Genomic DNA, 13,357 nt, shown 5'->3' with positions numbered 1-13,357 from the left:
ATTATAGTAATAATGTTACTTTACGCCAGTCGAGAGAATCTATGAGCATTCCTTTTTTAAAGCATCGAAATTCCTAAGTCATATTGCGAATCTGTTTCGAATATTCCCATTTTTGCAATCGGTACTTTTTCGATTGGACTTGGTATTTCTGCTAAATGATGCGGACTTACATGTAGATAAATCAAGGTGCTGTGTATTGAAAGATGGCCGAGTAACTTTTGAATATAGAAGATGCTATAGCCATCTTCTAAAAGATGCGTTGCGAATGAATGTCTTAACGTATGCACGGTTGCGTTTTTGGTGATACCTGCTTCGCTTGCTATTATTTTAAATCTAGCCTGAATCCTTCTTAAACTCATAGAAAAGTTCTTGCCTTTTGACGAATAGAAGAGATGGGAAATCGGACGATAACTTACGATATATTGTTGGAGTAAGAATGCGACCTGGTCAGAAAGAATCGCATAGCGTTCGCAATTGTTCTTTCCTGCTTGTATAAAGATTGATTTTCTTTCAAAGTCTATACAGTTGACTTTAAGCTTCTCTAACTCTCCTGATCTGATTCCAGAAGAATATATTAATGTATAGATTGCTTTTTCTCTAAGTGTAATGCAATGTTCCAAAAAACTGGCGATCTCAGTTCTGTTTAACACAGTTGCAATTTTTCTTCCTTTCGTCGGTATCGGAATTAGGTTCATCATATATTTTCTATTGGCAAAAGTATAAAATAGCAAAATTGCGCTATAGTACACGACTATAGATGATTCGGCTAACTTTGTTTTCCTTAAGTGAAGGAAGAAATTATATACGTGTGTCGGATTCATATCAAGGGGAGAGATCTTGAAATGCTGAGTGAAAATTGTCATGCAATCTGTGTAGGTTTTTATGGATTTATCTGAATAGCCGTGAAGGATCATATCCGAGATCATTTTATCTTTTAATATTCCCATTTTGACATTGGGTGTCACATGCGGTCACCAAACATTTATTTGTTGTATGGATTGGGTTGATATATATCAAATACTCGCAGTTTTTATTTTTCTTTAGATAATTAAGGAATTTTAATAAATAATTGTTCTAAGATCTAAGTACGGAATTGATTTGGTTAACTCTTCGAAATGAAAAATAGTAAAAGCGCGGAAATAACGAAGAAGCAAAAGTATTTACTTTCTCTCCAAAAAGAATTGAGGTCGATACAACAAGAAATTCGATCATTGCCTCTTGTGCCATACCCTAAACCCATTTTTTATTCTTACGCTATTAAATGGACTATAAGAGACTTGAGACTTAAAAGATATTCCGAAGTATATGAGTATATTTTAGAAAAACATGGCGAATTTACTCGAACTAAATCAATCAAAAAGGCGCGAGAGCTTAATCCTCCAAAGATCATGATTTCGAATAAAGACTATATTAAACTTTTGGACAAATATCCGATGGCTTCACGTTGGTTTATTAAAGCGAAGGACAAATATAATAACAAAGTGCATATATTCAATAAGCAGGATCTTCTTGTCAAAGGGATATTTAAGCTTTTTGTAACTCATTCGCGTTCCATTAGTCCGAAGCTTGAAAAGCGTAAGGCGGAAATTAAAGACATTATTTACGGTAATTATAAAAATGCAGGATTACTGAATAAGTATTTGGGAATAAGCCGAACTTGGCGCGATGATCTTAGATATAAATTCGAGGCAAAGTATTTAGACAATATTGCGAAGGAAGGTTTATAACTCTTTATATTAGTCCAGGTTGGATAAAATTAGTTTAAGATCATTTTTACCCTCAGAAGGTGGGGACCACAGTCTTCCGGAAAAGTTCCCTGAGTAATAAATTTTTAATTTCGTTTTCAAACTTGTAGCAATCGTTTCAATTGGAAAATATTTGTTAATTCTTCAATTCCTTTTGACATATTTGCCTTATGAATTCGCATTAGATACATTGATGAATCAGGTAACGTGCTTTTATTAAACGCTACTTAATTTTGGTTCATGTCCCTGTGGGGATGTTTTGGATATGCGACTAAATAAAAAAAATTCAGTTACCTTATTCGTTCTAATAGCCTCTTTCTTCTTTATTGCCTGGAATCCGTTACGCCCCATTCTGAACTATTTCGCGTCTGTGTTTTCCGGTGGAGAAACTAGCATTCCGCTTCCTCTCCCGAATATCCAAATTGGGATAACAGGAAAACCCAGTTTTTCTCTGAATATCCAAGTTCCTCCAGGAGCGGGAGATTTAGTTCCTTCGATTACGATCGATTATACGGCAAGTGGAACTCAGTCTATCTTGGGAAGCGGCTGGAATTTAGGAGGATTTCCGAGAATTTTAAAAAATCCTAATTTAGGGGTCCACTTTGGAGCAACCGATGGTTATAGCTCCAGTCTTTTAGGAGAATTGATCGAGACAAGCACGAGCGGTGTGTACCGATCCAAGATGGAATCTTTCTATAAGATTAAATTAGATGGAAACGTTTGGGTTTTCCAAGATAAATCCGGAATTACTTACGAATATGGGAGAAATGATACTAACGGTTCCGGATCAATCATCTTAATTAATGGGGCTGCTATTACTTCCTATTTAGATAAGGTTAGAGATTCTTTTGGAAATGGCTATGATATCATTTACAGTTCGGACACTACTATTTCTGATGAACCTCTTCCTCAAGAAATCAAATATGCTAGAGGGAATGGGAGAATAGTTTTTTCATATAAAGACCGCTCTAGTGGTTTTCGTGAACAGATCTTCTATCTTACGAAAGCTGCCTTTAGAAAGAAGCTTCTAGACAAAATAGAAGTGTATGCTAAAGATTCGAGCGGTTCAGAACAGCTAATTGAAACTTACGATTTTAGCTATGACACTACCGATCGAGGGCCTATCTTATCTTCCTTCGAAAGGGAAAATTATAAACCAATCAATTTCTCTTATACAGAAAGAACGACTCAGGCTAATCTATTTAATTCGAACGGAAAGAATTATGATGTTTCCTTCCAAGCTATGAATCCAAATGTTCAATCCAGCTGTGCAGCTACGCAGACAGCTTGTTTATGTACGGCTAGCGCAGCCTGTATGGCGGCGACTTTGGGATATGCTAGGATTTTATGTGCACAAGGAATTGCTTCCTATCAAAATGTTTGCACTTACGGGGTAACTTCTACATTCGTTACTCCGGCAGATACGGATGGGGACGGTTCTCCGGAATTGGTAAAAATTACAGGAAACATGACGAATCAAAAGTTCTCGGTTTCCAAGTTATCTGACTGGAACGCTTCTACTAGTAATCCAATTTCTACAAGCAATGCCACTGTTGGGGAACATATTGGAATTACAAGTATCGGAAAAATACTCCCAGGTGATTTTAATGGGGATGGAAAGAGTGATTTTCTCATTTTAAAGAATAACGGCGAAGCCCTGAAAGTTTACTATGGGCCTGATTTCAGTTCAGAATCCTATTCAAATGTCACTGCACAAAGTCTGGGAGCTTCTTCTGCGAAACATTTTGTCCTTGATGTAAATGGGGATGGTAAGACCGATTTCATCCAGGCTGACAGTAATAATAATTTACTTGTATATACTTCTACTGGTTCTGGGTTTCAAAAAATCCAAACATTAACTATTACTCCTTACGGAACGTCATTCCAACAATTTGTAGATTTGGACCGAAACGGAGTTCCGGATTTTGTAAGGATCAATGATTCCACTTCTCAAGAGCTTATTGTAACATTTTTAGATTTGCAGAATGGGTTACTTAAAATAATAGAAACAAATAAAATTTCAAGAACCGATTTCGGTAACAAGGGTGACCAGTTCTTTTCAGACCTAAACGGAGACGGATATTTGGACTTTGCATTTTTCTCTATGCCAGGTAACCAAGGAAGTATCTCTTATTATCCATTTACGGGGAGAACTTTTTTAACAAATGGAGCGAGTCCTCTTCAAACTATCAACGTTAATGGAGCGTTTGCCAATAAAGAGTCTGGTTCAAGTTCCAATACGGTTTATGTAGAGGCTGATCTTTCTGGAGATGGAGTGAAAGACAGAATATCTTATGATAATACCGACCTTTCCAACTCATTTTTTAATGTAGAAATTTATGACTCGATGAATTCCAAATACCTAACTCCTTTCAAGGTAAATTGGAACCAAGATGTTTCTAAAGATTTGAATGGAGATGGTGCTTTAGATACTCTTAGAGCTGATGTAACGAGCATAGATCAGACTGATTCGAATGGCGTAGTAACAACTGTTACTACCTATAAGTTTATAGTTACGATTGGTAACGCAAGTTCTTATGAAGTAGCTATTGATTTAGATTCCTATATACCTTCCACTTCCAGTAGTGGGGATTCGAGTTCTATTTCTTATTTTAATTGGAGGAATCGAAAAGATTTCATAGATCTAAACGGAGATAACAAAGCTGATTTCTTAAGATATGATGCTGCGAACGGTGTTTTGGCGGTTTCATATGCGAAATCGGATTCGAATGGGTATGTTACTTACTCTGAAAATGGAGACGATAGCTGGACTACGGGCGGATACTTCCTTTCGATCGATACAAACTCTGATGGTAAGCCGGAGATTTTAGGATTAAAGGGTAATAAAGTAAATCTTCAAACTTCTGTTGCGAGTAGCGCTCCTGGAATATCGAGCATCGCTTACAGAAGTTTTCCTTATGAATCCAGTTTAGAATTGCATTATATTCGATTCAATCAAGCGCTTCCGAGTGGACTTCTTTCGAAGGTTGAAAATGGATCTTATTCCTCCCAGGGTAATGTAGAATTAAATTTAGAATATCAACTTTCGAAAAATCATCCGGGAGCAATTCAACCGAGCTTGTATAATTCTTCTTCTCCCCAATTTGTTCCATTTGGGGGAGCTGATTATCTAATCACCAGGTTAACTCAAAAAACCGGGGATACTATTTTAAGTTCGGGAAGTTATTCATATTCGTTTGCCAGATTTTATCTAGGAGGTTTTCGAAATTCTACTTATATCGGTTTTCAGAAAATGACTCAGACCGATTCGATTCTGAATCAAACGATAGAGATAGAATACGATCCAAGTTTTATCGAGATGTCCGGGAGACCTACATATCAAAAGATTAAAAAGAATGGTATTTTACTTTCTGAATCGACCTGGAGTTATAATAAATCGACTTCTGTTTTTGGCGGGACCTTGGTATTACCTGGAGATACCTCTGAGATAAAATACCAAGCAGGGAACGTTTTTTCTTCTTCATTAATTTCGAAAACCTATGATTCTTACGGAAATATTTTAAACAAAGTAACATCCATAAATGGAACTATATTGTCAGAAAAGACAACATATCTAAATGACTGGAGCCAAAGTATTTTAGGAAAGCCGACTGAAATTCAGCTTTTTAAGGATGGAGAATTACTGTCTGATAAGAAGTTTAATTATTCCGGTCGATTAGTATCTGCAGTTCGAGAATTGGTTTCCGATGGAGTTTGGAAAAATCAATATATCCAGGCTTACGATGAATATGGAAATCCAACGTCGACTCTTGATTCTAACGGAAATACAAATTCAATAGAATATGATTCCATAGTACATAAGTATCCAATCAAGATTTCCAATTCCCTCGGCCATATTACTTTAAAAGAATATAATTTAACCAATGGATTGGAAGTTTCTAACACAAATTCTAATGGTGTTGTATCTAAAACCGAATATGATACTTTTGGAAGAGCAGTTTTAAGCTATCTTCCTGGGGAGTCGGAATGGTCCGAGAAGATAGAATATGAAAATACAGGAGACTTAGAGAATAAGTTAGTACGAAAAACTTTCCGCAGAAGTAACGGCCAAAGTTGGCAGGAAGAATCTAACAATATAATTACAGGAATCACTAAAAAACGAAGCAGTTTAGTGAATGGCTATGTACTTGTAGAAGAAACATACGGTAATCCTCAAGGGCAAACTGTAAAGAAAATAGATTCTTATTTAGAAGGGTCTAACCCATTTTCTTGGACGAGTTTTACTTACGATGCCGAAGGAAACATGGTCCTTTCTGAACGGAATGACGGATCTTCTACTTCAGTTTCGGTATCAGGGTTGATTACCACAGTAAAAGAGTCGAATAACGGTAATGTTATACAAGAAAAAATTGAAGTAAAAAATTCTTTAGGGCAAACTGTGTCTTCTACACTACAAGGAAAGACCACTCAATATAAGTACGCATCGAATGGTCAAATTTCTCAGATCATAGATCCTGAAAATGGGATTACTTACATCCAGAGTGATTTTTCTGGGAGAAAAACAAAAGTCATAAGCCCGGATTCGGGGACAACTCAATACATATACGATTCCAATTCAGGAAATCTTCAGGAACAACGGTTGGCGAGTGGTTCTAAAATCGAATACTCCTATGATGTATTGGGTAGAGTTACACAGATTGCGGGAATAGGCTCCCAGGGAGAAACAGTATATCAAGTTTACGAATACGATAACCAATCCGTAGCAAATGGAATAGGCCGCTTAACCAAAGTAACTGATTCTTTAGGAATCACTGATTTTGAATATGATGCCAGAGGTAACCAAACACTTCTTAAGAAACATCTTTCGGAAGAAGAGTTAACCTTTATCATTCAAAAGAAATATAATCTTCAAGGGCAAGTCGAAGAATTTACTTATCCGGAAGGAAGTATTGTTAAAAATCTCTATTCTGAAGCCGGTTACCTTTCTGCTGTAACTTTGACTCCGGGAGATGGTAGTGGTTCTGATTTTCCAGTAGTTCAATACGCCGGACCTAAGATAGAGGATGGGCTTTTGAAGATTCAGAGGATTTTGGGAAATGGAGTTAATACAAATATTTATTATAATCCTGTGAAGAAAAATCTGGTTCGTATCCAAACAAGTAAAGACTCAGATTCTTACCAAGTTTTGAATTACAGTTATAACGATTATGGAAATTATTCTTCGATAACAGATAATAAAAATCCAGTTCGTTCTCAAAGTTTTTCTTATGATTCCATTGGTCGTCTTATTTCTGCTACAGGAGTTTATGGAGCAGAAGAATACCAATATTCGGATTCAGGTAGACTTCTTAAAAAAGGGAATTTGACTTATTCCTATTCAAATAGTTTACATAAAAATGCAGCTACCGATGTTTCAGGAGATAACCTTTCTTATCATTACGTTTACGATAATGCAGGAAACGTAATTAACAAAAATGACGAATCGTTTTCTTACAATCCGTTTCAAAAATTGAAACAAGTTGATACTGCAAGCGGGGAGACGATCAAATTTGATTACGATTTTTCTGGAACTCGTATTCGAAAAACAAGAAGTAGTGATGGAACTAAGACGATTACATTGGGTGGAATTTATGAAGTTGTTTTAACTCCTGGAAAGTCTCCGCAGCATACGCTATATTTCAAAGGAAATTCTGGAGATTTAGTCGGTCAGTGGTCAAGACAGAACCCAGATCTAATTTCTTACGTAAATCAAGAGCTCGTAGCTTCTTCGGGACTCGGATCTACTTGGAATACTTATCTCTGGCAATCTAAGGATATTGCTATTAGAGGAATTAAATATCTGCTTTTTGTTCCTGGAACGAATATCGCATTTTTATATGTTACAGTATTTTTAGGTGTCGCGTTCGCGTTACTTTCGTTTGGGGACGGACTTTGGAAATTAACGATCAAGTTTATTACACCTATTTTGATAATTTCCTTTTCAAATTGTTCCATCGCTTTACCAGGAAGTAACGGTAATGCCCCTTGGACAATGGTACCTTACATTGATTCGGGGGCAACCGGAATCGGTAGTCCTTACGAACCTGGCTCAGGGGCAGGAATGCCAATAACTGGATTTCTATTTCTTCATCCGGATCATTTGGGATCTATTGTTATGGCAACTGATGGGTCAGGAAATCGAGTCACAGGAGGAGCGCAGTCTGGAGCCTCTCATGTATCATATAAACCTTATGGAGAAATTCAAAGGGAAGATTCTTTTGGTCCAGATGTATTTAGATATAAATATACATCACAAGAGGAAGACAGAGAAACCGGATTATATTATTATAAAGCAAGATATTACGATCCAATTCTTGGTAGATTTCTACAAGCAGACTCTGTAATTGATGGGAGTCGTCCAACGGGAATGGATCTTTACGCGTATGCTGAAGGTAATCCGATAAGTTACACAGATCCAAGCGGCCATAGTATTCTCAGTTCTTGGTTGAGTAGTAACGGCCTAGGTTTCTTAAATTTTAGTTTAACACTTAGCAGTGCAATGTTGATATTGAACCCCGTAGGAGCCATAGGTACTGCTCTTGGCGGAGTAATAGCTGGAGGCGCTGCAGGATCGGCTGCTGCTATGATAGCTGGTGCTACGCTCTTGGGTGCAGGAGCAATAGGAGCTGGAGGCGCAGCAATTGGTTCTGTAGTTGGAGGAAGCACAGCTCTTGGATTAGGTCTAGCCTCTGGAATAATTGGCGGATCAGCGGCTCTGTTCGGATCTTCCGCACTTGTAGTAGCAGGTGTGGGCGCCGCAGCGATAGTCGGTTCAACAGCTCTTCTTGCGAGTTCAGCAGCGGCCATTGTCGGAGCTGCTGGATTAGTTATAGGTGGGGTTGCTTTGATTCAAGCCACTGTTCTTGCAGCAGCGGCTGCCGTTATAGGAGTCAGTGCAGTACTTATGGCAGCTGCATTGGCTATGACCGTTGCAGGCGCGGCAATCATCGCGGGACTTTTTGCTTTAGGTGTTGCATCGATGTTGGTTTTCTCTGCACTAGCAATGGCAGTAGGTGTAGCATTACTTGCTTCAGCAGCAGTTCCAATACTTCTCTATACTGGATTAGGAGTTGGAATCCTTGCAGCAGGATCTGTATTGTCTCCATTTACTTTTCAAGCTTATATTGTGGGAGGTTATTCTAAATCTAGTTTGAATCATTTACGCTGGAATGAGAAGAATGCGAGAATTGCCGGTTGTTACGCAGCTGCAGTCTCATTCGCCGTCACTGCCGGATCGATTGCCTTTTTTGGGATGCCGGGATTGGGTGTGATGCCCGGAAACGTTCCTGTATTTGGTAGTTTTAACTATATAAGTGGTGTCCCATTGTTTGAAACGAGTATTACATTAAGTAAAATACTACAAATCTACTCTGGAGGTTCCGCAGGTTATAATTTATCGCAAGGTAATTATTTAGAATCATTTATAAATACAATTGATATTTTTAGTCCAATTCCTGTTGGATTGATTGTAAAAGGTGCAGAAGCAACTGGAAATACATGCGGAGGGAGTCTGTGAATCGGTTGTTGATATTTATTTTTTCTATTTCGTTTATTATGAACTGTAGAGGTAATATTTTGTATTGGCAACATATGCCAAATCCAGTTTTCGATTCGAAAAATAACTTTATTAAAATCTATTTGCCAAACGAATTTTCTGATGGAACTCAAAGGCTTTCCTATAAGGAATATATGATAGCTGTATTGAGAGAAGAAAAGGGGACCGTCTTTGAGAGAAGCGTTTTAATAAATCCAGATAGAGGACTGAATTTTTTCAAGCTTTGGAACAATTACGAACAATTCAGATTCCCTGCGGGATGTGAATTGGTTTTTCCTATATATGGCGGGGAAAATAAATACGAGGTTCGTCTCGGGAAATATTTGTATGGGTATACCACCAAAATATTTGAAGATGTCAACCTTTCGGAAAACAAATCTCTTAGAATTACTCTTCATTATAAAGGATTTCCATATCCTGAACCAAAAAATTCGGATGAGCGACAGGCCAATGCAGGACATACCTTGGTTACTTTAACAGCTAGTATAGAAAGTAGCTTTTTAGAAAGTAACTATGAAAAATGTAAATTTTAATTAGTGAATAGAGTTGATTAATTTAATGGTAATCTTTCGTTACTGATGTAACTTAGTAGAAAATTGTTTCTGTATATTCTTTATAAAATCCCCAGGACGGACAAATGAAAAAGATTAACATATTTATAATTACGCTATTATACAGTTTTTTAGTAAATTGCCTGGTCGTCGACACTTTAGGTCTTACTGATACCTATAAGGGAGATGAGGCTAAAAAAAGGCTCATAAATGCTGCAATGGTAGGGGATTACCTAACTGCAAATGCAGCTTTTACAGCGCAGGGCAAAACTGGATCTGAATTGGAATCCTATGTAATCGCAGATGTACTATATGCATCATTTATAGATGAATTAGTTTTCAAAGTTGATGAATCTAAATATTATAAAAAGAGAGATGTAGAAGATTGTGCAACAGTAATTCGGTCTTTCGGAGTCCTTACTGACTTTGACTCATTTACAACTTATTTGAGCAGTGATTATTGTAATATAAGCCCTAACGATTTGTATATCGATAAAAACATGGGTAAAAGTTCTAATACCCCTTCGAAGAATAAGTGAATGCATTGGACCTTAAGTGCAATTAATTGCATTTTAAAGTTTCCTGGAGTTTATTGGGAAATTCTTTAATACCTAAGAATGAAAATAAATCATCTATTTTTCCTAATATCGTTATTCCTATGCCAATGCTTACTTCCCGATCGAGATAAGCAATCCATTGATTTTCATCCAGATACAATTAGGGATGAAGAACTAAACGTTATAAAAGTCTTTAGGATATCGGATCATGATATCAAAGGGAGAATAATCTTACTAAAGTCAGATTCTCCTTTCGTTGATCATCTGCTTTCTAATTTTGTTGTAGATAATACTGATTCAGCATTAATTCACCTTTCCCAGGATTATCTAGTAGGGCTAATTTTAATTCAAAACGACTCGGACGAGACTGAATCATTCTCTCTCAGGAACTTAAATCTTCAGTTGGATGATAATAGCTTAATTCCGTTAAAATCAACGGAATACCCAAAACAAGTTAGTTGCTTCAATTGGAAGGGAACCGTCAAAAATTTCTATAATTTCATAGCAATATCGGCCATAACGATCTACACAATAAATGCCATGTTCGCATGTCTTGAAGGTAAATGCGAAGAAATGGATTATTTAAAGCAAGAGATAGATAAAAACCATCCATCAAAAGTTGGAGGAAGTTATTTTTCAGATCTGAATTTTGTTACGACGCTTGATTTCAACAATAAGATCGATTCGGGAAGTATTTTAATACCTCCACGGGCCGTTTCGAAAGGAGTTATTCTGTATAGTAATCCGTTCCCATTGGAAAATATCAAAGATTATATAACTAAAGGGAATTGCACAATTCGGTAGCAGCTACGATGAATTGAGAGAGCATGGAAGCTGTAGAAATCGATACGCTTACTTAGAATCAGGTCCCTTAAAACTTGCCTTGCAGAAATTTACTTATAAGATTGTGCTGGAACAGGGATAACAAATGTCTTTGTTTTTCCGAGATTTCCTTCTTGTGCTCATTGTTTAATACAACTTCAAATGAGGGAGACAATATCATCTAGACCCGATAGGCATTGGGGACTTAGTAAATGAAGGTTTTAGAAAAGTCGATCCAAGAGAAAATAGGCCGATGAAATTTACCGAAGAATTTTTAAGAAAAGCTCATAAGCATTCTATATTTCATCATTCTGAAATTATGGAAAGTGACCTGTGTTGTTGTTTCTATTGCCGATCGAATTTTGATCCAGAAAAGATATTGGAATGGTGCGACGAAGAAGATCCAAGGGGTAAAACGGCTCTTTGTCCAAATTGTGGGATCGATTCAGTAATTGGCTCTAAATCAGGATATCCAATAACTGATGAATATTTTATAGAAGAAATTCATCGATTCTGGTTTAATTGAATTCTGTTGAAATTCTCCTTTAATTAGCCAGATGGAGTAGATAACCCTTATATTATTATAACTCTTTACATTTGTCTACTCCACCTTAAAGCGTATCTAACAATATCCTATTAAACTTATTTTGATTCTTTTCAAAAGCTTTAATCCATTCACTTTCTTGGAAATGACTTAGGTTTGCTTTGGCTTGTTTAAAACAAATATCCCAATCCGACTTACTCCTTGTTAAATCCGGAAATTCAGTCCGCATCATTCGCAAGCCATTTCTATGTGCTGAAATTGGCCATCTTTTTGCCTTGATGTCTCGATCTGCATTTCGAAAGCCAGACACGAAGCCGTTGAGCTTATTTGTTTCTAAGTGAGAGGTGCGAAGAAATAGCTTATCAGATGAATCGAATTTTGGAGGGTTAGAGGCAAAATCATTTAGATTCTTTATGACATGTGATAATCGCCTTTCGCTTTGATTATTTACTACTACCTTTTCAATCAAAAAGATTGCTTGAATTGCTTTATACTTCCAATTGGGATTTTTATGAATGTTTTCAGGAGGCTTTCTTTTTAGATATACAATGAAATTCTTTTGAGCATTTAGAATACACTGACCCCAGGTAACCCACTTAGTCTCATTTGATTTTTCTCTTAAAAAGAATGAATGTTTCTTGTTTAGATTATCAGAAATACTCTGTGCTAACCATCCTGGGAATTTTTCATTTCTTCTTTTTGAAATTGATTTGGATTTCTTTATAGCCATAATCTTCTCCTTTCCATTTAATAATGTCCGCAGCTAAATGAACGATTTCTTCTTCAGTATAATATCTCTTTAGTTTAGAAAGGGGAGCTACTACATGGCAGATATTATTGAATTCATGATTGCCGCCTTTACGAAGAGGGACTATATGCTCAGAGTTTGTATTTTCAGGAAGAAGTTCTCTTCCTGTTAGGAGACATCTGTAATCTTGGTGATCTAAGATCTTATAGAAATCCTCAGCTTTGAACTTATAGATTTTCTTTCTTTTCTTCCTCGGGTTACTTTTCATTTCTTGTAACCCGTTTGGAAGCCTTTGTCCTGAGCTTACTGTATAGAATTAAAGGTAGTTCTTGTTTTAGCGGTTTTATGTAGAAATTTATTCTTCTATCATACCGAGCAAATCCGATCCGCCTCCTTGTAATTAGTCTGAGCTTTATCCATTTCCTAAGAATGGTCATAGCAGTTATTTTATGAATTTCTAACTCGTCACAAACTTCAATAACTGAGTATTGTTTACCTTTCTTTCTGCCCGCTTGGATCCAGTTCCAAATCTTACTTGCTATCTTTTGATATTCGAGTTCTCGGTTTCTTTGAAACTTCTTTGTATTCGAATTGAACCAGAATGAATTGTATTTTTCAAGTTCGGGTCGTTCATACTTTCTGGCTTTTGAAATTGTAGAAGAGGAGTTTAGTATTCCGAAACCGTTATGATTCTGAATTTTCGGAATTTCTTCAAAAGTCTTGGATTCAAATTGGATTTTTTGTAAAGAATCTTGAAGCCAATTTTCAGTTCTTTTCTTTTGGATTTTCCGGACAAATCCTTTCCTCTCAATCCGAACCGCCTCCCTCTGTCGCG

General features: G+C 36.7%; 9 protein-coding genes and 1 pseudogene. 6 read left to right on the top strand and 4 right to left on the bottom strand.

Annotated features, from left to right (window positions below):
• Nucleotides 1-56: 56 nt before the first annotated feature.
• Nucleotides 57-926 carry a tyrosine-type recombinase/integrase gene (locus tag LEP1GSC185_RS10435; RefSeq protein WP_008591090.1) on the bottom strand — a complete coding sequence of 290 codons (870 nt, stop codon included), beginning with the start codon at nucleotides 924-926 and terminating at the stop codon, nucleotides 57-59.
• 189 nt (nucleotides 927-1,115) lie between these two features.
• Here LEP1GSC185_RS10435 and LEP1GSC185_RS10430 point away from each other — a divergent pair, with 189 nt between their 5' ends.
• From LEP1GSC185_RS10430 to LEP1GSC185_RS19705, 6 genes are all read left to right on the top strand, one after another.
• Complete coding sequence (locus LEP1GSC185_RS10430) at nucleotides 1,116-1,727, top strand: hypothetical protein (RefSeq protein ID WP_008590240.1); 612 nt, start codon at nucleotides 1,116-1,118, stop codon at nucleotides 1,725-1,727.
• Nucleotides 1,728-2,010: 283 nt separating this feature from the next.
• Complete coding sequence (locus tag LEP1GSC185_RS10425) at nucleotides 2,011-9,261, top strand: RHS repeat-associated core domain-containing protein (protein ID WP_008591441.1); 7,251 nt, start codon at nucleotides 2,011-2,013, stop codon at nucleotides 9,259-9,261.
• Entirely contained in the window at nucleotides 9,258-9,833 is a 576-nt protein-coding gene (locus tag LEP1GSC185_RS10420; RefSeq protein ID WP_232298406.1) for a hypothetical protein, read from the top strand. The genes LEP1GSC185_RS10425 and LEP1GSC185_RS10420 overlap by 4 nt, the downstream gene beginning before the upstream one ends.
• 104 nt (nucleotides 9,834-9,937) lie before the next feature.
• Nucleotides 9,938-10,390, top strand: coding sequence for a TIGR04452 family lipoprotein (locus LEP1GSC185_RS10415; protein WP_008596708.1), 453 nt, complete (start codon nucleotides 9,938-9,940; stop codon nucleotides 10,388-10,390).
• Between the two features lie 78 nt (nucleotides 10,391-10,468).
• Nucleotides 10,469-11,212 carry a hypothetical protein gene (locus LEP1GSC185_RS10410; protein WP_008590524.1) on the top strand — a complete coding sequence of 248 codons (744 nt, stop codon included), beginning with the start codon at nucleotides 10,469-10,471 and terminating at the stop codon, nucleotides 11,210-11,212.
• Nucleotides 11,213-11,483: 271 nt separating this feature from the next.
• Nucleotides 11,484-11,756, top strand: coding sequence for a hypothetical protein (locus tag LEP1GSC185_RS19705; protein ID WP_008596706.1), 273 nt, complete (start codon nucleotides 11,484-11,486; stop codon nucleotides 11,754-11,756).
• 85 nt (nucleotides 11,757-11,841) lie between these two features.
• On the opposite strand, the gene LEP1GSC185_RS10405 is transcribed toward LEP1GSC185_RS19705, so the two are convergent.
• The 3 genes and pseudogenes from LEP1GSC185_RS10405 to LEP1GSC185_RS10395 form a co-directional block, all read right to left on the bottom strand.
• Nucleotides 11,842-12,504: a hypothetical protein gene (locus LEP1GSC185_RS10405; RefSeq protein WP_008589538.1), complete on the bottom strand. Its 663-nt coding sequence runs from the start codon at nucleotides 12,502-12,504 to the stop codon at nucleotides 11,842-11,844.
• Complete coding sequence (locus tag LEP1GSC185_RS10400) at nucleotides 12,461-12,790, bottom strand: HNH endonuclease (RefSeq protein WP_008590771.1); 330 nt, start codon at nucleotides 12,788-12,790, stop codon at nucleotides 12,461-12,463. Before LEP1GSC185_RS10400 ends, LEP1GSC185_RS10405 begins: the two co-directional genes overlap by 44 nt.
• Nucleotides 12,780-13,357 (bottom strand): annotated as a pseudogene (locus LEP1GSC185_RS10395) (transposase); the annotation flags it as partial. The gene LEP1GSC185_RS10400 and the pseudogene LEP1GSC185_RS10395, both read right to left, overlap by 11 nt.

Origin of the sequence: Leptospira licerasiae serovar Varillal str. VAR 010 (assembly GCF_000244755.1) — a bacterium.
Classification (GTDB): domain Bacteria; phylum Spirochaetota; class Leptospiria; order Leptospirales; family Leptospiraceae; genus Leptospira_B; species Leptospira_B licerasiae.
This window is presented reverse-complemented; position numbering and strand designations above follow the sequence as displayed.

Bases quoted from the DNA above. Each gene is read 5' to 3' on its own strand.
- LEP1GSC185_RS10435 (WP_008591090.1), bottom strand. From the start codon at position 926: ATGATCTCGGATATGATCCTTCACGGCTATTCAGATAAATCCATAAAA.
- LEP1GSC185_RS10430 (WP_008590240.1), top strand. From the start codon at position 1,116: ATGAAAAATAGTAAAAGCGCGGAAATAACGAAGAAGCAAAAGTATTTA.
- LEP1GSC185_RS10425 (WP_008591441.1), top strand. From the start codon at position 2,011: ATGCGACTAAATAAAAAAAATTCAGTTACCTTATTCGTTCTAATAGCC.
- LEP1GSC185_RS10415 (WP_008596708.1), top strand. From the start codon at position 9,938: ATGAAAAAGATTAACATATTTATAATTACGCTATTATACAGTTTTTTA.
- LEP1GSC185_RS10410 (WP_008590524.1), top strand. From the start codon at position 10,469: ATGAAAATAAATCATCTATTTTTCCTAATATCGTTATTCCTATGCCAA.
- LEP1GSC185_RS19705 (WP_008596706.1), top strand. From the start codon at position 11,484: ATGAAATTTACCGAAGAATTTTTAAGAAAAGCTCATAAGCATTCTATA.
- LEP1GSC185_RS10405 (WP_008589538.1), bottom strand. From the start codon at position 12,504: ATGGCTATAAAGAAATCCAAATCAATTTCAAAAAGAAGAAATGAAAAA.
- LEP1GSC185_RS10400 (WP_008590771.1), bottom strand. From the start codon at position 12,790: ATGAAAAGTAACCCGAGGAAGAAAAGAAAGAAAATCTATAAGTTCAAA.